Annotated in this window: 18 protein-coding genes, 1 pseudogene and 1 CRISPR repeat array; all 19 genes and pseudogenes read right to left on the bottom strand. The window is 27.0% G+C overall.

Features of this window, described 5'->3' with window-relative positions:
• Positions 1-19: 19 nt before the first annotated feature.
• The 19 genes and pseudogenes from LNAT_RS06680 to gyrA all read right to left on the bottom strand — a co-directional run bounded on the left by LNAT_RS06680 (position 20) and on the right by gyrA (position 22,770).
• Complete coding sequence (locus LNAT_RS06680; RefSeq protein WP_096259659.1) at positions 20-514, bottom strand: hypothetical protein; 495 nt, start codon at positions 512-514, stop codon at positions 20-22.
• Complete coding sequence (locus tag LNAT_RS06675) at positions 511-1,413, bottom strand: radical SAM protein (protein ID WP_096259657.1); 903 nt, start codon at positions 1,411-1,413, stop codon at positions 511-513. Before LNAT_RS06675 ends, LNAT_RS06680 begins: the two co-directional genes overlap by 4 nt.
• A 22-nt stretch (positions 1,414-1,435) precedes the next feature.
• Positions 1,436-1,963: a YqhA family protein gene (locus LNAT_RS06670; protein WP_096259655.1), complete on the bottom strand. Its 528-nt coding sequence runs from the start codon at positions 1,961-1,963 to the stop codon at positions 1,436-1,438.
• Positions 1,953-3,008, bottom strand: a complete 1,056-nt coding sequence (locus tag LNAT_RS06665; RefSeq protein WP_096259653.1) for an aspartate-semialdehyde dehydrogenase — start codon at positions 3,006-3,008, stop codon at positions 1,953-1,955. Before LNAT_RS06665 ends, LNAT_RS06670 begins: the two co-directional genes overlap by 11 nt.
• A 9-nt stretch (positions 3,009-3,017) precedes the next feature.
• The gene (locus tag LNAT_RS06660; RefSeq protein ID WP_096259651.1) at positions 3,018-4,133 is read right to left on the bottom strand and encodes a sigma-54-dependent transcriptional regulator; all 1,116 of its coding nucleotides are present in this window, start codon (positions 4,131-4,133) and stop codon (positions 3,018-3,020) included.
• A gap of 122 nt (positions 4,134-4,255) precedes the next feature.
• Positions 4,256-5,076: a CRISPR direct-repeat array (repeat unit 30 nt; unit sequence GTTTCAATACACTAAATGTATCGGTTAAAC).
• Positions 5,077-5,227: 151 nt separating this feature from the next.
• Positions 5,228-5,527 carry a CRISPR-associated endonuclease Cas2 gene (cas2, locus tag LNAT_RS06655; RefSeq protein ID WP_096259649.1) on the bottom strand — a complete coding sequence of 100 codons (300 nt, stop codon included), beginning with the start codon at positions 5,525-5,527 and terminating at the stop codon, positions 5,228-5,230.
• Positions 5,524-6,518 (bottom strand): annotated as a pseudogene (gene cas1b / locus LNAT_RS06650) (type I-B CRISPR-associated endonuclease Cas1b). Before cas1b ends, cas2 begins: the two are co-directional and overlap by 4 nt.
• Before the next feature lie 8 nt (positions 6,519-6,526).
• Entirely contained in the window at positions 6,527-7,009 is a 483-nt protein-coding gene (cas4, locus tag LNAT_RS06645) for a CRISPR-associated protein Cas4 (RefSeq protein ID WP_096259647.1), read from the bottom strand.
• Complete coding sequence (locus LNAT_RS06640; RefSeq protein ID WP_096259645.1) at positions 7,006-9,336, bottom strand: CRISPR-associated helicase/endonuclease Cas3; 2,331 nt, start codon at positions 9,334-9,336, stop codon at positions 7,006-7,008. The genes cas4 and LNAT_RS06640 overlap by 4 nt, the downstream gene beginning before the upstream one ends.
• On the bottom strand, positions 9,323-10,963 hold the full coding sequence (locus LNAT_RS06635; RefSeq protein ID WP_096259643.1) for an ATP-dependent nuclease: 1,641 nt from the start codon (positions 10,961-10,963) through the stop codon (positions 9,323-9,325). Before LNAT_RS06635 ends, LNAT_RS06640 begins: the two co-directional genes overlap by 14 nt.
• Entirely contained in the window at positions 10,953-11,981 is a 1,029-nt protein-coding gene (locus tag LNAT_RS06630; protein ID WP_143471333.1) for a hypothetical protein, read from the bottom strand. Before LNAT_RS06630 ends, LNAT_RS06635 begins: the two co-directional genes overlap by 11 nt.
• Positions 11,974-13,257: a restriction endonuclease subunit S gene (locus tag LNAT_RS06625; RefSeq protein WP_096259639.1), complete on the bottom strand. Its 1,284-nt coding sequence runs from the start codon at positions 13,255-13,257 to the stop codon at positions 11,974-11,976. Before LNAT_RS06625 ends, LNAT_RS06630 begins: the two co-directional genes overlap by 8 nt.
• Positions 13,254-15,467: a type I restriction-modification system subunit M gene (locus LNAT_RS06620; protein WP_096259638.1), complete on the bottom strand. Its 2,214-nt coding sequence runs from the start codon at positions 15,465-15,467 to the stop codon at positions 13,254-13,256. Before LNAT_RS06620 ends, LNAT_RS06625 begins: the two co-directional genes overlap by 4 nt.
• 10 nt (positions 15,468-15,477) lie before the next feature.
• Positions 15,478-16,185, bottom strand: coding sequence for a type I-B CRISPR-associated protein Cas5b (cas5b, locus tag LNAT_RS06615; protein ID WP_096259636.1), 708 nt, complete (start codon positions 16,183-16,185; stop codon positions 15,478-15,480).
• Positions 16,182-17,066, bottom strand: coding sequence for a type I CRISPR-associated protein Cas7 (locus tag LNAT_RS06610; RefSeq protein ID WP_096259634.1), 885 nt, complete (start codon positions 17,064-17,066; stop codon positions 16,182-16,184). The genes cas5b and LNAT_RS06610 overlap by 4 nt, the downstream gene beginning before the upstream one ends.
• Positions 17,063-18,685 (bottom strand): hypothetical protein, encoded by a 1,623-nt coding sequence (locus LNAT_RS06605; RefSeq protein ID WP_096259632.1) that lies wholly within the window; start codon positions 18,683-18,685, stop codon positions 17,063-17,065. Before LNAT_RS06605 ends, LNAT_RS06610 begins: the two co-directional genes overlap by 4 nt.
• Before the next feature lie 68 nt (positions 18,686-18,753).
• Positions 18,754-19,446, bottom strand: coding sequence for a CRISPR-associated endoribonuclease Cas6 (locus LNAT_RS06600; protein ID WP_096259630.1), 693 nt, complete (start codon positions 19,444-19,446; stop codon positions 18,754-18,756).
• A gap of 324 nt (positions 19,447-19,770) precedes the next feature.
• A complete protein-coding gene (locus LNAT_RS06595) occupies positions 19,771-20,286 on the bottom strand; it encodes an LPP20 family lipoprotein (protein ID WP_096259628.1) in 516 nt (171 codons plus the stop codon).
• A 45-nt stretch (positions 20,287-20,331) separates the two neighbouring features.
• On the bottom strand, positions 20,332-22,770 hold the full coding sequence (gyrA, locus tag LNAT_RS06590) for a DNA gyrase subunit A (RefSeq protein WP_096259626.1): 2,439 nt from the start codon (positions 22,768-22,770) through the stop codon (positions 20,332-20,334).
• Between the last annotated feature and the right edge of the window lie 31 nt (positions 22,771-22,801).

Genomic DNA, 22,801 nt, shown 5'->3' with positions numbered 1-22,801 from the left:
AATAATCCTTGAAGGATTGTCAATCAAGTTTACTAAGTTTTTTCTTATAAAATAAAAGATAAATAAAGGTCACAGCAGGAACAATAGTTACTCCAAAAAGAAAACTTAAAGTATCAAATCTGTTTGTTTTAGCTAGATATAAAAACCCGGCAACCAAAAAAACATAACCTAAAATCCTTATTATATTCATTCCACCTTTAAAATTAAGTAAAACTGCCTCATACCATTTTAATTTTTCTTTTTTTATTTTTTTAATTTCAACTTCTTCTTCATCATCCAAATTATAAGGGTCTTCATATTTTTTTAAAACATCTTCTCCTACGTTTCCATTTTCTAAATTTCTCCTAACCATTCCAGCATATCCGATAAAACTACCCAAAATAATAAGTGAAGTTGAAAAGAACGCTATCTGGCTATTATAAAGCCACAAAAGATTATGTTCTAAAAAACAAAAAACAATAATGCCGACATCTACGGCAATTAATATCTTAAAAATATTAAAAAATTCCCTCATACCAAAGCCTTATAAAATTTAACTCCCCCCACCCAAATTTCTTCTAGTAATTTTTCTTTTTCCAAATCATTAAAAAGTTTTAAAGTATGCTCATCTAAAATATTTTTCACATCACTTTCGCTAAAAGGTCTTCTTTTAAGAGTTTCAAGAAGTTCTTCTTTTGTCAGATTTTCAATTTTATAATTTATTTTCTCACGTGTTGGGATAAAAATATTTTGATTTTTTATATATTCAGCAAGTTCAAAAAGTCTCTCAATACTTACACCCTCAACCCTGTATGCAGGTGGTCTGTCTATTGTGGAAATATCCACCCTATCAGGATTTATTTTTGCTAAAACTTCATTTAGATTCTTAAATTCATCAACTCTATCATTAATACCTTTAACCACTAAAGTTTCAATAATAAGCTCACCATTATAAATTTTTCGAAATTCAATAATTCCATTTATTATTTTTTCTATATTTATACCTTTTGCAGGTCTATCAATTTTTTTAAAAACAGACGGGGTTACCGCATCAAGGGAAAGTTTCACAATATCGAGTTTTTTTAGGGCATTTTGAATATCTTTTTTCATAATTGTAGAGGAATTACTGAGAATTAAAAGTTTTTTATTGAGTGTTTTTAATTTATCAATCAATTCATTTAAATTTGGATAAAGGGTAGGCTCACCGTTACTTGTAATAGTCAATACATCAAATTCGAATTTCCCCACAGCCTCTTTTACTTCTTCAAAAATATCATCAACTTTGGGAGGATTATCATATTCCATAATTGGCTTAGCCGGTTCTAATTCACAGTAGATACAATCAAAATTGCACCTTTTTTTATCAGGACTTAAATCAATTCCTAAGCTCATTCCAAAGCGGCGGGAAGCCACAGGGCCGAATATATATTTCATATTAACCTTTTTTTTAATTTTTTTAATGAGCGCCTTTATGCATATAATAAAGTGCTAAGGCAAGCGCTAAAATACTCCCTGCTAAATACATCATCTCAAGAGGTGTAGAAAAATCCATATTTATAACTTTTTTAAAAAAACTTACAATTAAAACCATTACAACAACTTTTCCAAGCTTGTCTTTAAGCTCATCCAAATTGTGTATAGCTAAAATTTTACTTCCGGATTCGCTATTTTCCGCATCATCAATTTTTGAAATAAAAAGTTCATACAAACCAAATGAAAATAAAAGCATAACAACGGCAATCAGATATAAATCAACAGCACCAATTATTCCGCTTATTATTTTTGCATGGAAGTGCTCCGGATGGTAATGAGTAAAAAAGAATTTATAAGTTTCAACCATCATCTCCCAAATATCATAACTTGCAATAAAAAACAGAGCAATTCCTCCAAACATACCGAAAATCACAGCCAAAATCACTATAAGCCTGCTATTCCATAAAGTACTTTCAAAAATAGTTTCTATTAATCCTCTTTTATTTTCCATATTTACCCTTTAAAAAGGCTTCGCCTTCCATTTCTATCCATTTAAGGCCAATTCTTACGGCATTTGTAGCCGCTCCGACTCTTAATTGGTCTGCAACATTAAAGAAATGAAGTACATTGTCATCATATAAATCTTTTCTAATTCTACCTACATATACATAATCGGTATCAGTTGCAATGATAGGCATTGGATATTCATTTTTCTCAGGATTGTCAATTACTTTTACATCTTGAAAATTTGCCAAAACTTCTCTGGCTCTCTCCACATTTACCGGTTTTTCACAATAAATGCTAATAGCCTCACTGTGGCTTCTAAGAACAGGAACCCTCACACAGGTTGCTGCAACTTTTATTTTTGAATGCATAATTTTATTAGTTTCATTTACCATTTTAAGCTCTTCCCTACTCCATCCACCGTCCATAAATTTGTCAATATGTGGAATTACATTTAGGGCAATTTGATATTGAAAAACTTCTCTTTCTTCAACTTTTTTATCAAGTTTAAAATTAAATATAGCCCTCATCTGTTCAAACAGCTCTTCCATCCCTTTTTTACCGGCTCCGCTTACAGCCTGATATGTTGCAACGTCTACTCTTTTAATATTAAATTCTCTGTGAAGCGGAGCAAGGGAAATTACCATTTGAATAGTGGAACAGTTAGGATTTGCAATTATTCCTTTTTTATTCCATAATGCTATATCATCCGGATTTACTTCAGGAACAACCAAAGGCACGTCAGGGTCCATTCTAAAATGGCTTGTATTGTCAATAACAACTGCCCCGGCTTCTACTGCACATGGCGCAAATTTTGCACTTACACTTCCGCCCGCACTAAAAAATGCTATATCAATTTCTTCTTCTTTAAATACATCACAGGTTAATTCTTTTACTTTTAGACTCTCACCCCTAAATTCAACTTCTTTTCCAACACTTCTCGCACTTGCAAGAGGCACAAGTTTTTTAATTGGAAAATCATATTCTTCCAAAACCCTTAAAAATTCTTCTCCAACAGCTCCTGTCGCTCCCACAATCGCTACATTATACATTTATTCTCCTTATAATAAAAATAAATTTTCTTTTGTTATCACTTTACCACTCAAAATTGCCGCTCTTTCAATAATATTGATAAGCTCTCTTATATTACCTCTGAATTCATAATTCAAAAGGGTTTCTTTCGCTTCTTCACTTAATATTTTTTCTTCTAAATTATATTCTTTTATAGTTTTTGTCAAAATATCTTCTGCAATTGGAATTATATCCTTTTTTCTCTCTCTTAGAGGTGGAATTTTAATTGGAATTGTAGCAAGTCTGTAATATAAATCTTCCCTGAATTTATTGTTTTTAATAAGTTCATCGATATTTTGGTTTGTGGCACTTATAATTCTTACATCTATTTTTTTTGCTTTTGTGCTTCCAAGTCTATAAATTTCTTTTTCCTGAAGAACCCTGAGGAGTTTTGCCTGAAGATTAAAAGGCATTTCACCTATCTCATCCAAAAAAAGAGTTCCACCTTCCGCCAATTCAAAAAGTCCGGGTTTAGAAGAACTCGCATCTGTAAAAGCGCCTTTTTCAAATCCAAAAAGCTCACTTTCTATCAAATTTTCAGGTATTGCACTCATATTGATGGCAATAAATTTTCCGCTTCTTCCGCTGTTTTCGTGGATAAACTTTGCAAACTCTTCTTTTCCAACCCCGCTCTCACCTAAAAGCATTACACTAGCAGTTGTAGGAGCTACTTTTTTGGCTATTTCCAAAACTTCTTTTGTCTTTTCATCTTCGGCTATAAAAGAAGGCTTAACAGAAACTTTTTTACCATTTGTTTTAGTTACCACTTTCCTGTTTCGTTCAATTGCAGTTATTAAATCTTCAATCTCAAACGGTTTTGTCAAAAAATCCTTTACCCCTAGCCTCAGTGCTTCAATCGCTCTGTTTAAAGTGGCGTTTCCGGTAATTAAAATCACCTCATATTTACCGTTTAATTCTTTTACAAAATCAATCCCATCCATTCTCGGCATTGTAATATCAGAAATTATCAGATCAACAGAATTATCAAGTTTTTTTAATGCATCAATAGCATTTCTAAATTCAACAACTTCATATCCTTCGGATTTAAGAGCAAGCGATAAGGACTTTCTCATATTTATATCATCTTCAACAACCGCTATTTTCACCTATCTCCCCTCTTTTTTACAAATTATAAAGAAAATTTAAAAGGTAGTCAAATAGATATCTTTGTATACTAAATGTATCAATTAAATCAAGATCAGATAAAACCTTGTCCAAATAATATTTTATTTCAATACACTAAATGTATCGGTTAAATGTGCATTGCATAAGTATATTTTGGAGAAAAGCGATTTGTTTCAATACACTAAATGTATCGGTTAAACGGTTCTTCTAATTCAAATTCTGGTTCTAATAATATGTTTCAATACACTAAATGTATCGGTTAAACCAAATGGATTCACGATTTATACAATTAAAAGATTTGTTTCAATACACTAAATGTATCGGTTAAACATGAAGTATCACAAACTTTCTCTTATAACAACACTAAGTTTCAATACACTAAATGTATCGGTTAAACCCTATAAGCGTTATGATTAGTGGGTTTGTTGCTTTGTTTCAATACACTAAATGTATCGGTTAAACCGGTGAAGAAATTGAATGGGAAAAACTTTATCTAAGACGGTTTCAATACACTAAATGTATCGGTTAAACATTAATTTAAAAACAAATAATCAAAAGAATAATAAGTTTCAATACACTAAATGTATCGGTTAAACGAGAAAGCAATAATAAAAGGTCAAATTTTTATTGAGTTTCAATACACTAAATGTATCGGTTAAACTTGAAAAAGGCAAATATTACCCAAAAGAAGAGATGTTTCAATACACTAAATGTATCGGTTAAACTTTTAAATGATTATAAAAGTTATATTAAGGTATTAAAGTTTCAATACACTAAATGTATCGGTTAAACAATTGTTGCTGAGGAGTTAAAAAAAGCTCGTTGTATGTTTCAATACACTAAATGTATCGGTTAAACAAATCGGGTTGAATTATTTAGGAATAAAAAAGAAGCGTTTCAATACACTAAATGTATCGGTTAAACACATTGAATTTCGGGCTTTTTTAAAGATGCAGTCCCAAAATTTCGACTTTTTCCAATCAAAATTAAAAAAACAAAAAATTATCAATCAACTCTTTATTTTTGCCATTGTATCGGGATTTTTAAAGGATATCAATAAAAATGAGGTTGGAAATCAGATAAATAAATTATTCTCTTTTTTACCAATTGTATCTTCTAAAAAACTATTTTTATTTTTAAGTTTAATTATACTTATAAAGTCAAGATCTTCATCTATTATTTTTTTTAATTGGTTTTTAAGTTTAATAAGTTTACTTGGAGTAATTTCACCTCTAAATACAGATTTTTGATGATGGGATAAATATTTTTTGCAAACTTTAAACACTTTATTCACTCTTCTTTTTCCAGCCTCACTTTCTTCATCTGCAATATCATACATCAAAAACACATAATTAGTTTTATAATCTTTTTTCATCTCTTATCTTTCAGGCTATATGGTTTAAAAGGCTTTTTTGAATCAAAAATTTTATAAGTTTATATCCGTCAAGTTTTATTGCACTGTTATAACTTACCATTCTTTTTAAGGTTGAGTGTTTAAATTTTTCATTTAATCTCTCTTCAAAAGCAGCTATAAAAATTTTTTTGCCTTCTTCATTTAAAAGTGCATAATTAAATTTTTTTCAAAATGTTTTTCAACTTTTAATTTTTTCCTGTTTACCAAATCAAAAATCGTTCTAAATACAATAACAGGCTTAAAAGCTTCGCTTAAATCCAAACTCAAACTAAACCTGCTCTCACTTGGTAAATGCAAAAAAATTTATAGACTGGTCTAAATGTGTCTGGTAAATTGCCGTAATTGTTTTTGTATAAAGCAAAGTATTTCCAAAAGAAATTAGTGCATTCATCGGATTATCGGGAGGTCTTTTTACCCTTTTATTAAACAAAAAGTCTTCCGGCAGAAAATATTTAAAATTATCATAAAATCCGGCCCAAATATTTCCCTCAATAAAAAGCAGTTTATTTATATTGTCTGCTTTTTCAATAAATTTTGGAATATCCTCTCTTAAATATGTTAAAAAATTTTTAAGCTCACTTTTTCCGTGTCTGTAATAATGATACAAAACTTCATAAATATTTTCGGCTATTCCTAAAACAATTGCTTTCGCAATAGTTAATCTATCATTTTCATACGCTTTTACCTGAGCGATTGTCAGATTTCCGCTTATATATTTTCGTTTTGGATAAAAACTTCCGCTGTAATTTCCAAAATAATTAAAAAAATGTAAAACTATCCCGGCTTTTGCACAAAAATCCAAAAATTTTGAATTTAAACTGACTTCATTCATAAAATAAAGTTCTCTTACCATTTCAACCGGGATATATTTCCAGCCTTTTTCATTTCTAAAAGCAATGGAATTATCTTTTCTTTTAATCTCACCCATTGAAAAAATATACTGAGTTTTCATCTCTTTCCTTACAAAAAACAAAATTCATAATATGCACATTTTCTGCATTTACTTTCAAACACAGGCTCCGGCATAGGAGAATTTATTATTTTTTCAATATCTTCAATTATTTCCAAAAGTCTCTTTTCATTTTCTTCATTAAGTTCAATAACTATTCTTTTCTTATCCTGTTTTCGTTTTTCAAAGACTTCAAGCCTTCCTTTTTTATAAATTCCTTTTTGTTTAAGTCTGTAAAGATAATACAACAATTGCCATTTTGCCGCTTCAATGTCACTATCGCTTTTTTTAATTTCAATAACATAATCCCTTGTAATTTTATCCACCTTAATATTTTCTAAACTTACCTCATCTACTTTTTCATCGCTTATTCCGTGCAAAACTTTACCAATTCTTACATCCTCGCTGTTATCTTCAAGGTTTATGTTATGGTAAAAAAGCCAAAGCTGAGTCTTGCAATGGATATAATAATTAATCATAGTACCGGTAATCATAAAAAATTATATTCCCTTTTTTGATTATCTAAAAAAACTCTTCTGTCAAATTTAAAATTTTCATCAATATAATTTTCATAATCCTCAATCAAATAAATACCGCAACATTCATCATCATAAATATTAAGCTTTTTAACAAAAGGCAGATTAAATGTAAAAAACTGCATTAAATAATTAAGTTTTGATTTTTCAATTTCCCTTTTTGCAAAATTTTTTATTTCATTCAATTCCTTAAATGCCTTCCAAACCAAACAACCGTCAAAAAAACCGTCATTTATAAATTTTTCATCCACAAAATCAAGCTCATAAATTCCTTTTAATTTAATCTTATATGGAAAAAATACCGTAACACTGGCATCATCTATCAATTTCATCAATCTATTGACAGCATTGAAATCAAGTCTTTTTACAGCTTTTTTAAAACTCTCAATATTTGTTTCAACTCCGTTAAAACTTTTTCCTTTTTCTTTTATTCTTTTTAACACCTCATCATAATACAATTCAAACTCTTTATTCAAAAAAATTTTTCTATATTTCTCATCCCTAAGACTTATTCCAATTCTGTTATCTTTTTTATAAATATCACTCTCATCATCATTATCAAAAAAATAGGCTTTCCCTTTCTGTAAAGAATTTCTGTTTATTCTCCCTATAAACTGTTCGTCACTGTCAATCGTTGCAATATCTTTAAAACCGACTTCCATATCTATATCAACCCCGGCTTCAATTACCTGAGTTGAAACCACTATAATTTTTTCAGCCTCTTTTGTCCGTTTAATTACAAAATCCCTAAAAATTTTATTGTCATCCCCGTTTAACTCATAAACTTCATAATCTTCCAAATCTTTAATATATTCATAAAATTCCCTCGCAGAGTCTTTTTTAATAAATTCTATTAAAATCCTTTTATAATTTACAATTCTTTTTTTAATTTCTTCAAAACTAAACTCTTCATCAATCAAACTAAAATCAACTTCAACCCTTTCTTTAAACAAAGGATTTTGAAAATATTTTTTGCTGTCAAGCAAATTAAAAAACTCATTTTTATTTTCAAGAAGTTTATCTATTTTTGGCAAAGTTGCACTCATTATAATAATTTTTAAATTTAAAACCTCGCTAAAAGCACTGAAAAACTCAGCCATATACCACCACAAATTGTTATTATAACTCTGTATTTCATCTAAAATAATTACACTTCCATAAAGTTGCCACAAAGCAAAATTACCCTCTTTATTAATCCCAAACAAAATATCAAAAAAATTTACGTGTGTAGTTAAAATAAGTTCCTTTTGATAAAAAAGTCTGTTAATATAAACTTTTTCATATTGATTTTTATCATCTTCCTCATCTGTAATAGGGGTTATTGAATTAACCACTGCAAAATCTAAATTTTTAAAAATCTCTTTTATTTTACTTTCAGTCTGCTCAACCAAAGTATTAAATGGAAAAACATAAAAAATTTTAGTAGGATTAAGATTTAGGGCCAAATTTAAAGAAATTATCGTTTTTCCCCCGCCGGTTGGAGCTTGCAGATAAAAAATATTTTTTGAAACATCCAAATTTTTCTCTGCCTCTAAAAACATTTCGCTTCTTAACCTGTCAATAGGCTTTTTATAAATTTTATTTCTTATATTTTTTATAATTTCAAAATCTTCAAATTCCTCTTTTGCCATTTTAACATCAAGTTTTCCAAAATCATCTATTTTTAAATCAGCCATATATTCAAGCGTTGCATAATAATCACTACTAATAATCAATGAAAAAATAAATTTTATTGCAACAAACTTTTTAATATCTAAATAATTAAAATTTAAATAAAACGGAACATAAGGAGAATTCCTCTCGCTTAAAGCATCCTTTAATTCATCTACAAATCTTTCAAAATTATCAAGTTTTGAATGATGTTTTGCTATAAGAAAAGAAAAAGCAACCAATAAAAAAAGCTTTTTATTAAACTCTTCATCATCATTTTCACTATCCACTTCCTCAATAAATCTCTCAAAAAATAAAACCGCCCCAGGGAAAGAATGCTTTGAAGTTTTTATCTCCATATTTTCATAAGCGTCTTTAAAAGCCTCATTTTTCATTTTAATATACTGAAACCCCGGATTAACTTTTCCCTCATCGTGCAAAACAACTACTTCTTTTATCAGTTTTTTTACAAAACACTTATCTTTTATCTCAAAACATTCAGCCAGTTTATCTAAATCAATATTTTTAAATCTAACAATCTTTTCAAAATAATCACTCACTAATTTTTTATGCTCTTCTAACAATTCAGGAGGTTTTGAGGGATGAAGGTGGGAGAAGATATCAAACTGGTTCATTCTTTACTTTTTCTATTAATTTAAATATTTTTTCAAAATCAGATAAATGTTCTTCTTCAATTAAACTTCTTTCATTTTTTTTAAATTTATCAAATTCATCCTTTATCATTCCTTTTATACTTGATTTCGAAACTGTATTCTTTCCTAATTTAGGAAAAGAAATTAAATTATTTTCTATTTGTTTTTTAAAATTTTCTTTTGCAATTTCTTTTACTAATTTTTTATCAAAGAAATCTTCTATTTCCCAATAATCATTTTCAGTAAAATTTTGCACTGGCTTTGGCAAATTTAAAATATGTAAATACTTTTGATTTGAAAAATCTTTTTCTAATTTTTTAAAAGCCTTTTTACCTGCTTCATCATTATCTAATAATACAAATATTTTTTGATTTTCTTTTACTGTTAAATTTTTTATAAAAAATTCCATATCATTATTTGCTCCTCCTGCAGGTATAAATTTTAAACTTAAATTTTTAAATTTACCTTTATTCTTAAATAATTTTAATGTTTCTTCCAAATAAAGAACATCTGTTGAACCTTCAACCAATACAATATCTTCATTAGTAGTTAAAAGTTCATTAATTTCAAAATAGCTCCATTTATTTTCAGTTAATTTTTTAATTATTTGCTTTTTATCATAACTAATAATTTTTCCACTATCTAACATAAAATTATTTTTTGTCTCAAAAATTGTAGTTAAAGTAGGAGAATGAGTAGTAAAAATTATATTTTTATCTAAATCGATAAAATTTTCAAATAAAATTTTTTTTAAATATTTTTTATTTGCAGGATGTATATTATTATCAATTTCATCAAACAATAATAATGTATCTTGAGTTGCTAATAATTCAATTATAAATTTATATAAAATAAATCTTTTTTCTCCCTCACTTAAATCAATAAATGATAATAACACTTTATTTTTTTTAATATCAAAGATCTGAATATTATCAATAAATTTACTATTTTTAGGTATATAAGAAAAATACAATTTAAAAAAAAATTCTTTTAAATCTCCAAAATTTATATCTTTTATCATACCTTCCTCTGGAAAATTATTTATAAATTGACTTATTGCATTTGATTTCCACTTAGATAAATTACTATTATTTTTAAATATTTTATATTTAACTTCATTTAAATCGAAATAATTAAATAAATTTATTTCTTTTTCATTTTTATTATTTAAAACTAACATTATTAATGCTATTTTCCAATAATATTTATTTAGAAATAATAAACTAGGCAAACGAGGAAAACTATTATTAATAAACTTTTTATTTTCTATTTCATAAAACTTTTTATAAATATCATTCCACAATCTTGCTTCTTCTCCACTATAATAACATATTATCTTATCAGGTAATTTAGTTTCATCTATATATTCTCTATTATTAGTCAATACTATTTCTTCATTATTCTTTTCATATCTAATAACATATTCAAAATTTAGCTTATTTATTAAATTAATATTATAATAATATCCAAATATTAAACTTATAGCTTCTAAAAGATTACTTTTTCCACTTCCGTTATTCCCGATAAAAACAGCTACTCCGTCATCTGGAAATTTCATTTCAAAATCTAAATTTTTATAACCTTTTATTTTAATAAATTTAAATTTCATAAATAATCTCCTTTAATATTCCTTGTATAGGTCTTGGTAAATTTCTTGAAGTAATATAGTATTTAATATTATCTTTATTATTTAAAATTAGATAAAAATTTCTACTATGAGTCATTCCTGTATTTAAATTCAAATCTTTAATTATAATTTGATGTTCATCTACAAAAAAATAAGGAGGATGTCTGTTTTCAGATAATCTTAAAAATTTAGTATCTATTTTTTCTATAGGAGATATTAAAGTAGATTTTGAAAAGTTTATTATTTTATTCATTTCATAAAATGTTTCTTTTGATTTATTTATTTTTACAGGTTTAGGAAATTCCGGCAGAATTGGTATTTTTTCTTTAATAATTTCTTTCAATTTATCTTCAAAATCCTCTACATATTTAAAAGCAACATTTTCTTTTCCTAATTCTATTTTACAATATATATTTTCATCAGATTTCAAACCTATATTGCTTATTTCAACAGTTGCTTCATAAATTTGGATATTTTCAATATTTTTATCAATCTTTAAAGATTTAATTTTTGTAATAAAATTTTTTAAATCAGATATATATTTATTTAAATCATATTCAGATTCAATAGGTATAAAATCAAACAATTCTTCAATTTCATAACCCTTTAAAGTATCTAATTGTCCTTTATCTTTTAAAAATTCTAATTGTTTTAATGCTTTTTTTAATAATTTTTCTTTTTCTAATCTAAAATCTTTAATTTCTTGTAATTCATATTTTTTCAAAATTAACTTTATTTTATAATTTGGTAAAGTATTTAAATACTCTTTCAATTTATTAATTACTTCTTCTTTTTGTTTCTTCTCCTCTAGCCATAAAACAAAAGAAGAAGCTATAAAAAATAATACTAAAAACATATAATTTATAAAAGACGGAATTTTAATTACATTCCATTTTTTAGGTAAATATACAGAAATATAATCATAAATTGTAGGTAAAAAACCCATATAAAAAAACCATTTTGTTAAAAGTTTTTTAATATATTTAAAAAAATCACTCAAAAATTTCATTTTCAAATTTTTCTAAAGTTTTTTTTAATTCCTTTTCCAATTTTCTTTGTTCTTTCAAATTTATTTCTAATTTTTCAACTAATTTTTTTTGAGTTTTAATATCGGGTAGAGGAATTTTTGTATTATTTAATAATTCATCAAATTTAATATATTTTCTATTTGTAGTTCCAGTAACTTTATTATCCATATATTTATTGAATATCGTTAATTGAAATAATAATTGTAAATAAAATAAATTAATTTTATTAGTATCTATTTTAGCAAATGTCATATTTGAAGATGCTATAGTACCTTCAAACTCTTCAGTAATAATCCCAAATGCACCATTTTTAGTATCTACTTTACACCAAAACAAATGATTTTTTTTTGCTAGTTGATATTTTTTCATTTTTAAATTTTTACCTATTACTTCCCTATTTATATAAACTCCTCTACCAAAGCTTTTTACACCTAATATTTTATATTTTTTATCATCTTCAATATTTATTTTCTTTATATCAGCTTTCGATAATACTTCTTTAAAGGGCTTTAAAGGATATGATGACTTAATCAAATTTTCCATCAATATATTAACACTCCAACTATCTAAATCTTTATATCTTATTTTATTTAAAAGAAATTTATTTTTATTTTTTTCACTGATAAATAAAGCTTTTTCAAATTCTTTTAATAAAACAAAATATTCTTCTTTTAATTTTTTTAATCTTTCTTTTATATTAAAATATTTAAAAATTAATTTTTTTTGAATATCAATGTCTGGAATAGGTATTTTTAGATTTTCTAAAATATCATAAGATAATATCTGTCTAACACTTCCTTTTGTATTATTTCTAATTACATTTAAAAAAATATTAGTTTTAAAAAGTAAAAACAAATATTCTGGTAATAATTTCCTTTTATTTTTTATCCTAAAAACAATATAAGCTGGACTAATATATCTATATTTATTTTCTTTTGTTTTTAATCCAATTGAACCTACATTTATACGATATGGATTGAATGCAAAATAATTAAATCTTACTATTTTATAATCTTGATTAATTTCTCTCCCTAATTTTATTTCATTATCAAAAAGACCCACTTTATTATTAACTCCTAAGATTTTAAACTTTTTATCAGGATAATTATAAGGAGATATTTTGCACTTTTTTTCTTCAATATAATTTTGTAATCTATCTATAAAATATTTACTAGAAATAGAAGTGCTTATTAAAAATTTCACACTCCAATTATTTAAATCTTTATATCTAATTTTCTTTAAAATCATTCCCAAACCTTAATTGATTTTAATTCTTTTAATAATTCAATAAGTTCATTATCTGTCATATCTCCCGTAGAAGTAATACCAGCTTTTTTAATATCGGCTACCAATATTTCATAATCAAAATTTTCTCTTACACAAGGCATTAATTTAGTTTCTAAGTATTTATATAATTGTTTTAATTCTTTTTCTATTTCTTTTTTATTTTTTCTTAATTTCTCTTTTATTTCTTTTTCTAATTTTTTATTTCTCAAATTCTTTTTTATTATTGATAATTGATTTTCTTTTTCATAAATTTTTAATTTTTCTTTCAATTCATTTTCACATTCTTGTTTAATTTTTTCAAATTCATTTTTTTCTTCTTCAGAATATTTTTGTAAAAATACTAAACTTGTTTTTACTGTAGCTCCAGCACTTAAAAATACTTCATCCGGTAATGAAACTATCAATTTTATTTTAGCTCTTCCCTCAAAAAGTTCCCTCGCCTTTTCTAAGTCACTACTATTTAAAACACCTTCTGGCAAAACTATTCCCATCCTACCTTTTGGCTTCAATAAGTCTAAACATCTTTCAATAAATAATACTTCGCTCTTTCCTGTATATTTTCCAACTTCAAAAAGATTTCTAATTGGCTTACCTATATTATCCGTAACTTGCTTTAATTCTTCTTCATAAATTTCACCATATTTTTTTTTATATTCTTCTATTAATCTTTCATCTTTAAATTTATCATCTTCTTGAACTTTTGGTAAATCGTTATTATAAGTAATTCCAAAAGGAGGATTAGTCAAAATCACATCAAACCTGTTTCTAAAAATTCCATTAATATTAAGCAATCCATCATGATGATGAATTCCACTATGTCCATCTCCATGCATAATCATATTAATTTTTGCAACTCTTGCCATTCTTGGATTTGCATCCGTCCCATATATAGCACAACAGGATAATTGTTTTAATCTCATTTGTTCTTCATTATTTAATTTGCTTAAAATTTTTTCAAATTCTTTTTGTTTTTCTTTATTATCTAAATACTCCTGATTTTCTCCAAATATTTTTTTTTGTAATTCGAATTTCTTAAACTTATATTCATTTTCTATATTTTCTTTAATTTTTTCAAATGCCTTAATTATAAAACCACCACTTCCAACACAAGGATCACAAATTAATTCATTTTCTTTTGGATTAATAAAATCAACCATAAAATCAACAATTGTCCTTGGAGTAAAAAACTGACCAAGTTGACCTCTAAAAGTTTTACTTAAAAATTTTTCAAATGCAATACCCTTTACATCAGCTCCTGTTTTTGTAAGATTATAAATTTCTAGCTCTTTTACAATTGCTTCAAATGTACTTTCTTTTAATTTTATTTTTTCATTATCTTCAAAAATCCCATCATTTTTAAATTCTTCTTTAACATCTTCAAAAAGTTTTTGCATATAACTTTCAGCCTTATCGCTTTTTCCCCTTGCAAGTTCCCAAGCACTTTTTAATTTTTTAAATTGTTGTAAAGAAAAAATACCTTCTTGTTTGGGACTTCTTTCATACATAATTTTTATAAACAAAACTTTACTAATTTCATCAAATGCCGCTTCTGGAGAAAGTTTGTCATTATTTCTTATAATATTATGACATTTATGAAGAAGGCGTGCAAATTCATCTCCTTTAAACTCTTTTGTTTTTTGTAAAAATTTTTCTAATTTATTTTCATCTAAAATTTCATTCGCTTTTGGAATATCATTTATAGGCTTAAATGAATCTGATAAAATAGGAATTTTACTTTCATCAATTTTATAAACTTGCATTTCATTGTCATTATAAATTGCAAAAATTTTAGCCCTTGACCAAGTAGCATAATTCATCCCTTGATAACAATCTTCAAGTTTTAATTTTATAGTAGGTGCTTTACATTCAATAACTAAAAAAGCATTTTTTTGATTAATTTTATCTTCTTTTGTTTTCCATACTACTATATCAGCTTGTGCTTTTCCTGAACCTCTTTTTGAGTTACTAACTTTTACTTCTTGTGCCATTTGTTCTGATACGTATCCATACTCCTCTATAAGTTTCGCTATAAATTTTTGCCTTATTATTTCTTCTGGTTTTGCTTCCAGCCATTTATTTTTTAAAATTGCAAAGATTTTTCCATTTTCCTCAATTGGAACTAACTCATTTTTTTCATCTCTTTTAAAATATTGATTTAAAATTTCTTGCATTTAACTTCCTTTATATAAAATATAAATTTTCATTATTATACTCAAAATAATTCTCATCCTTACATTCAACAATCCAGCTGCTTAAAATCATCTCTTCATATTCGTAAATTAAAAACTTTTTCTTTAATGCAACCGGTAAAAATTCGCTGTAAAAAAACTGCTCTCCAAATCTTGGATGTTTTTTCAAAACCGCTTTATTTTTTGGTATTAAAGAAACACAGACTAAATCTTTTTCACCTCTTTTAAACTCTATTTCCTTAATATTTTCTATTTTTGCAAAATGGTCGTTTTTACCAAGATAAGGGATAAATGCAAACTCTTTTTTAAAAAGTCTATTCTTTAATTCTTTAAACTCCTCAGTTTCATTTTCTAAAATCAAAATTTCCCACTGCGGTTTTTCAAGCCACTGCTCTCTTACTATTAAATTTCCTCCTTCTTCCCTGCTTGCATATCCTACGGAATTGTTAAAATAAATCATTTTTTTTGAAAAATATGGCTTTTTTGGAATAATTGAAATTTTAAAGTCTTTAAGTTTTTCATAAAACTCCGGATAATCTTTTAAATCTCTCTTATACCCTTCAAGTCCTAAAATAGCCCCTATTATCCCCAGCAGTGCAATTTTGTGGATATGAGAATAGGTAAAATAGGCATAAGAATTAACATCGGGCTTTTTAAAATGTGCGAATTTTCCGCTTAAATTAAAACTTAATGCTTTCATTGGTAAATATTCTTAATTTCCCATTTTGTTTTGACTTTAACTTTTTTAGTATCCGCATTCACTTCTACTTTTGCCTCACCGACCAATTCTTCAATATCGCTTAAATCAATTTCCCTTTTTTCACTGTCAAACTTTATATATTCACTCAAATCCGGAAGATATTTTTCACTCTCATACTCAACAAACAAAGCAAATTCATTATCGCATCCAAATTTTGAATTTGTAGCAAATCTCGTCACAGCAAATCTTGCAGCCTTTTTAAACTCTTTAAAATCCTCTTTTGTATATCCTTTGAAATCATCTAAAACGCTTTTATATTCATCATAATTTCTTGGATTTACGCTAAATCCGTAAAAATAATGCGCTTCATCAACCATTATTTTAGTCCCAAGAGTTGATTGATTTACATCTTCACCAGCTTTTACCTTTTTTCCATCGCTAAAAGGGCTTAAAATATCTTGAATTTCAACATTTGTATTTTCAAATTTGTTAAAGCCCTGACCTATCTGCACAGCCCCGGTAATAGAAATATTTTGGCCTTCTTCTGCAAAAGTTGCCCCAAAATTTTTAACATCAATACAGCTAAAAAGATTTTTTAAAACTTCTTTTGTAGGAGTTTTTTTATCCAATTTGCCAAAAAGCTCTTCATATCTTTCTTTCAGGGTTTTTGGTCTAAGCGAGCCGTCTTTATCTTCAATATAACTTTTGAAATACATTACTTTTTTACCCTCATCCGCCCACATTCTTTTGACTGGATATTTAAGCGCCTTATCGCTTCCAAATATCTCTCCATCACTTGTAGATTTTGGCCTTCCTGTAAAATCTGCATTCCAATTGCTCATAATCGCCCTAATTCCTATAACTCCATATGCTCTTTTCATTTCTCATCCTTTTTGTAAAATATATTATCACTTAAAATTCCAACTAAAAGCTTATCTTTTTTAACTTTGTCCCCTCCAAACCCCTCAACCAAAGCTAAAGCGTTGTTAAATTTTTGAAAATTAAGAGGTATTTTATGCTTATAATTAAAATAAAGCGTTTCAATTTCCTGTTTCAGTTTTTTAACTTTTGAAGCTCTTAAAAAAGGCTCTATCATATCTGCTCTTTTATCTTTCTTTTCGCTCTGATTTAAAAGATAACGGATAATCTGCCCCGCTAAAATAAAAAACTCATCTTCACTCAACTCTTCTAAAGAAACAATCTTATTTTCCATTTCTTTTAAACTCTTTTTAATATCCATATTGTCTCCTTGATAATTTAAAAGTGAAAGTTCTAAATTCAAAATTTCTTTGGCTTTATCTTCTCTGTTTTGCCTTAAATAAAATTCAATAAATCTGTCGGTATATTTTTTATTTATTACAAAAAGAGGTTTCAAATCTCCTTTTTTAATTAAAAGCATAGCATCACGGGTTAAATAAATAAGATTTTGCAACTCTTTTGCAAGTTTATTATAAACATCCCCAAATAAATTATTTTTTAAAGTGCCGTTATATAAAGTTTTATCTATCAGCTCAAAAAGGCTATTATAAGTTTTTATTTCTTCCTCTTCTTTATTCTCTAAAAAATATCTGTAAACAAAACTTTGATTTAGTCTGTTTCCTTTTATCAAAATATCAAATTCTGTAATTTCAGCCTGGTCGTTTTTAGAGTGTTTTACTACAAAAATTCCGTTTTTATCTTTATCAGCTGCTATATCTATTGGCTTATTTTGATACTTTAGTAAATCAAAAAGCTTTTTTAAAAGAAAAACTTCATCTTTTTTTACCATAAAAGGCAATTCAAATCCTCTTGTTTTATGAGTTAAATAAGGCTTTTTAGCATTAAGTCCCATATTAAAATCACTAAGACCGTAAATTTCGCCTTCTATTTCCTTGATAGTTTCAATCTTATTAAAAATTTTCAAAACAAAATAGATATTTGCCTCTTTTTCATATTTTTTAATATCTTCATCAAAAAATATTTTTATATATTCGTTATCTTTAATTAAACTTTTTTTCTCTTTAATTTCATCAAAAATCTCTAAAAACTTTTTCTTTTTATTTTCTATATCTTTTTGACGGTTTTCACTAAAAATATAATCTTTAAAACTCTCTATTATCTTTTTTTCTTCTCTTTTAGTAAAGATATGAAAATCTTTTAATCCATCGTAAAGTTTAGAAATAAAATGAGATTTATTTTCATCATTAAATTCTTTTGCTTTTGCAAAAAGTGTTAAATAATTATTACTATGGATTTTTTTAGCCGGTGGGTCAATTGCTTTATTTGAATTTAAATAACTGCTTAAATAATCCCTTTTTGCAAACCATTTATATTCTTCAATCCTAATATTTCCTTTTAAATCTTTAAGTCCTTTTTCTTTATCATCTTTTTTAGGCTTTTTATATATGAAAAATTCAAATCTTTCATTAATCTTTACATAAAGCCCGTCTTTTAACTGATAATTATCTATTATTGCTTTTTCAAAGTCTATATCAAGATTATTAATTATATCCTTAATCATCACATCCCCTATTTAATGAAACTTTAATATTATATCACTTTTACAAGTCACTTTTTGTCTATTTAGAATTATTCAAATTTATACTTCAAAAATCCGCCTCCAATAGTGCTGTTTTTATGTCCAAGGCCGCTTCCAAGCGAGACAAATGCTAGTTTTTGGGAGATTTCATCATTTCGGGGGATTATATAAAGTTTCCATCCAAAAAACTTAACATTTTTATAAAAAAAAGTTTGAGGTTTATTGTTTTTTATTTGAAAATATTCGATAAAATTATTCTCCGGATTTAATTTTTCATTATAAATCATTTCATATTTTCTAAGCAGATTATCCTGCAGTGCAGATAATAAAACACCTAAATCTCCACTTTTTTGAAAACTCCAAAAATCACCACTTTTCATCTTAATAAACACCGGATTAAGAGATATCATCTCTTTTATGGGTTTATATTTAACCTCTTTAAATTTAATACCTTCAATCTTAAAGATATTATCTTCGTAGAAAAACAAATTTTTAGCTAATTTTTCTACTAAATCTTTTTGAAAACTTCTAAAAATAATTTTTCCTTCTTTTTCAAAAAATCCTTTGCTATTTGCTTTTCCAAGATTTGAGAAAACATGATTTTTTGGAATATTTTCTTTATGAAGAGTATATCCTCCATTAATTAAAGCAGTTGATATAAGTTTTGAAATAGCCTCAGGTGATTTTTGAAAATGAATTGGGGATTTTAAAGCAGTTTGTATATTTATTTCATAAAATTTCATTTTTCATCTTTTAAGTAAAAATATGCATAACCGTTTTTTATAATAACATCAAACCTTTTGGGAATAAAGGTAAGTTTTATTTTATTGTTTTTTGAATATAAAAAAACTTTATATTTAAAAAGATTTAACATAATATTATTACTCTCTCTTTTACATATCTTTAACACATTTTTTTCATTAGTTTTTATTTTAAAAAGCAGTTTTTCAGATGAATTTACAGATGTTAAAGCCTTTGAACAGTTAAGAATATATTTTTGAAGAATTAAATTATCAGAAGATAATTGAACAGATATATAATAATCACCGAAAAGAAAAAGAGGAAAACTAATTATTATTATTAATAAATTTATTCCACATCCTTACATCAAGTTTTAAATTCATAGTAACATAATAAATTCCATCTTCGAATTTTTCCGCCTGAATATCCGCCCCTCTGATCAATCCCTCTACATATGTGTTAACATCTGAATTTTTAAGCATTAAATCTTTTACAGTCTCTTTTGCTGTAACTTTTACACCGTACATTTTTTCTGCCAGCTGTCTGTATCCATCTGCAATAGCGGCACGTCTTGCTAATATTTTAGCCTGTGCGGCATTAACGGCATCTACAGGGGCAACACCTTCTCCAACTACATATAAAGTTAAAACTGTGTTATGTTTTTTTTCGGGTTTATTTAAAATAATATTTTCACTATATTCAGTCTTTTTAGATATTTCTTTTTTAGAAGAAACATTACAATCAGGGGCTGTTTTAGTATATGCAGGTGGTTTTTTTTCCACTTGATTAGAAGCACATCCCAAAAATATCAAAGATACTGTGATAATGATTTTTTTAATCATTTTTAACCTTTTTTGTTTTCAAAATCGGAAAAAAAAAGAAAAACTTTAATTTTCTTCTAAATTTTCCATTTTTTCACTAGGTGTTTTTGCAATACTCACCACTTTGTCTTCATTATCAAGTTTGACTATTCTTACACCTTGAGTATTCTTTCCTGTTTTAGATATAGAATCAATGCTAACCCTAATCATTTTTCCACTACTTGTCAAAACCATTAAATCATGATTTTCTTCTGTTGCTACAACACCTACTAAATCGCCTGTTTTATTAGTCAGTTTCATGGCAATTACACCTTTACCGCCTCTGTTTGTCAAACGGTATAAATTAGCTTCTGTTCTTTTGCCAAAACCTTTTTCACTGACAGTCAAAATTTCCTGATATTCGTCTTTGAGTGCCAATGCTCCCACCACTTCATCACCTTCTATTTTAAATGTAATTCCTTTAACACCTCTTGCACTTCTTCCCATTTCTCTTACTGTATCCACAGGAAACCTGATAGCCATACCTTTTTTGGTTACGATAAAGAGTTCTTTATCCTCAGGTTTTACTATTTTGGCTGTGACAAGTTCATCATTTTCATCTATAGTAATAGCCCTTATACCTGTACTTCTTACATTTTTAAATTCACTCAGATTTGTTCTTTTTACCACTCCGTTTTTGGTAAAAAATGCCAATGATTTATTTTCATCAAAATCACTTGTTTTTATAATTGTTTGAATTCTCTCATCTTTATCAAGGTTTATCAGGTTTACAATTGCCTTACCTTTACTGGTTCTGCTGCCTTCAGGTATTCTATAAACTTTAAGCCAGTGTAATTGACCTTTATTTGTAATAATCATGAGAGTATCGTGTGCTTTAGCCACATAAAAATCTTCTATAAAATCATCTTCGTATGTAGTTAAAGCTTTTTTACCTTTACCTCCCCTGTTTTGTCTTTCGTAAATTTTAAGAGGCACTCTTTTTACATAACCCCTGTGAGTAATAGTTACCACCATTTCTTCATTTGGAATCAAATCTTCTATATCAATTTCATCATAATCGTCAACTATTTCAGTAAGTCTAGGTGTGGGATATTTCTTTTTAATTTCAAGAAGTTCATCTTTGATAACACCGTTCAAAACCTCTTCACTTTTTAAAATAGAATTTAAATATTCTATTTTTTCCATCAGTTCTTTGTATTCTTTTTCAAGCTTTTCTATTTCAAGGGAAGTTAAACGTGAAAGTTTCATATCAAGGATAGCTTGGGCTTGAATATCACTAAGTTCAAATCTGTTGATTAAATTTTCTTTTGCTTCTTTTGTATCAGCGGATTTTTTAATAAGCTCAACCACTTCATCAATATTTGCAAGCGCAATTCTTAAACCTTCTAATATATGCGCTCTTCTTTTTGCCTCTTCAAGTTCATAAATTGTTCTTCTTATTACCACTGTTTTTCTATGTTTAATAAAAATATCAAGAAGTTCAAAAAGATTAAAAAGTTTTGGCTGTTTATCATAAATTCCAAGCATATTTACCCCAAAACTAACCTGCATTTGAGTGTGCTTGTATAAATTGTTTAAAATAATTTCACTCATTGCATCTTTTTTAAGCTCAATTACTACCCTAATTCCTTCTCTGTCGCTTTCATCTCTCACTTCACTGATTCCGTCAATTATTTTATCTTTAACCAGTTCACTTATTTTTTCAATTAATTTAGCTTTATTTACCTGATAAGGAATTTCATCAATTACAATGACTTCTTTATTCCCTTTATGTTCTATATGGTGTTTTGCCCTGATTTTAATACTGCCTCTTCCGGTTTTGTAAGCTTCAATAATTCCGCCTCTTCCAAATATAATTCCACCTGTTGGAAAATCAGGACCTTTTACAAATTGTAAAATATCTTCAAGATCAGCTTCTTTATTATCGATCATATAAATTAAGGCATCAATAAGTTCACTTAAATTATGTGGAGGAATATTTGTAGCCATACCGACTGCAATACCACTGCTCCCATTAACTAAAAGATTTGGAAATCTTGCAGGTAAAACAACAGGTTCTTTTTCGCTGCCGTCATAATTTGGCACAAAATCAACCGTGTCTTTATCTATGTCTTTAAGTAATTCTTCTGCAATTTTTGTAAGTCTAGCTTCAGTATATCTCATAGCTGCGGCATTGTCACCGTCTATGCTACCGAAGTTACCCTGTCCGTCAATTAAAGGCATTCTCATAGAAAAAGGCTGAGCCATCCTTACAAGTGCTTCATAAACCGCACTGTCTCCGTGAGGATGATATTTACCTATAACGTCCCCTACAATTCTTGCAGATTTTTTATAAGCTGAATTTGAAGTAATTCCCATTTTATACATTGCATAAAGAATTCTTCTATGAACAGGCTTGAGCCCGTCTCTTACATCAGGAAGAGCCCTTCCAACAATTACGCTCATAGAATATTCTAAATAGCTTTTTGCGAGAGTATCTTCAATACTTACAGGAATAATTTGCATTCATATCCTTTTTTTAATTAAGATTATACCA

The sequence above is a fragment of the Lebetimonas natsushimae genome (genome assembly GCF_002335445.1).
GTDB classification, from domain to species: Bacteria; Campylobacterota; Campylobacteria; order Campylobacterales; family Nautiliaceae; genus Lebetimonas; species Lebetimonas natsushimae.
Note: the sequence above shows the minus strand (reverse complement) of the source record. Positions and strands in the feature narration are given on the sequence as shown.

Excerpts from the sequence above, each read along its gene's own strand:
- LNAT_RS06680 (WP_096259659.1), bottom strand. The coding sequence starts at position 514 with ATGAGGGAATTTTTTAATATTTTTAAGATATTAATTGCCGTAGATGTC.
- LNAT_RS06610 (WP_096259634.1), bottom strand. The coding sequence starts at position 17,066 with ATGAAAAGAGCATATGGAGTTATAGGAATTAGGGCGATTATGAGCAAT.
- LNAT_RS06595 (WP_096259628.1), bottom strand. The coding sequence starts at position 20,286 with ATGATTAAAAAAATCATTATCACAGTATCTTTGATATTTTTGGGATGT.
- LNAT_RS06600 (WP_096259630.1), bottom strand. The coding sequence starts at position 19,446 with ATGAAATTTTATGAAATAAATATACAAACTGCTTTAAAATCCCCAATT.
- cas5b (WP_096259636.1), bottom strand. The coding sequence starts at position 16,185 with ATGAAAGCATTAAGTTTTAATTTAAGCGGAAAATTCGCACATTTTAAA.
- LNAT_RS06665 (WP_096259653.1), bottom strand. The coding sequence starts at position 3,008 with ATGTATAATGTAGCGATTGTGGGAGCGACAGGAGCTGTTGGAGAAGAA.
- LNAT_RS06640 (WP_096259645.1), bottom strand. The coding sequence starts at position 9,336 with ATGAACCAGTTTGATATCTTCTCCCACCTTCATCCCTCAAAACCTCCT.
- LNAT_RS06670 (WP_096259655.1), bottom strand. The coding sequence starts at position 1,963 with ATGGAAAATAAAAGAGGATTAATAGAAACTATTTTTGAAAGTACTTTA.
- cas2 (WP_096259649.1), bottom strand. The coding sequence starts at position 5,527 with ATGAAAAAAGATTATAAAACTAATTATGTGTTTTTGATGTATGATATT.
- LNAT_RS06635 (WP_096259643.1), bottom strand. The coding sequence starts at position 10,963 with ATGAAATTTAAATTTATTAAAATAAAAGGTTATAAAAATTTAGATTTT.
- LNAT_RS06625 (WP_096259639.1), bottom strand. The coding sequence starts at position 13,257 with ATGATTTTAAAGAAAATTAGATATAAAGATTTAAATAATTGGAGTGTG.
- LNAT_RS06675 (WP_096259657.1), bottom strand. The coding sequence starts at position 1,413 with ATGAAATATATATTCGGCCCTGTGGCTTCCCGCCGCTTTGGAATGAGC.
- LNAT_RS06605 (WP_096259632.1), bottom strand. The coding sequence starts at position 18,685 with ATGATTAAGGATATAATTAATAATCTTGATATAGACTTTGAAAAAGCA.
- cas4 (WP_096259647.1), bottom strand. The coding sequence starts at position 7,009 with ATGATTACCGGTACTATGATTAATTATTATATCCATTGCAAGACTCAG.
- gyrA (WP_096259626.1), bottom strand. The coding sequence starts at position 22,770 with ATGCAAATTATTCCTGTAAGTATTGAAGATACTCTCGCAAAAAGCTAT.
- LNAT_RS06620 (WP_096259638.1), bottom strand. The coding sequence starts at position 15,467 with ATGCAAGAAATTTTAAATCAATATTTTAAAAGAGATGAAAAAAATGAG.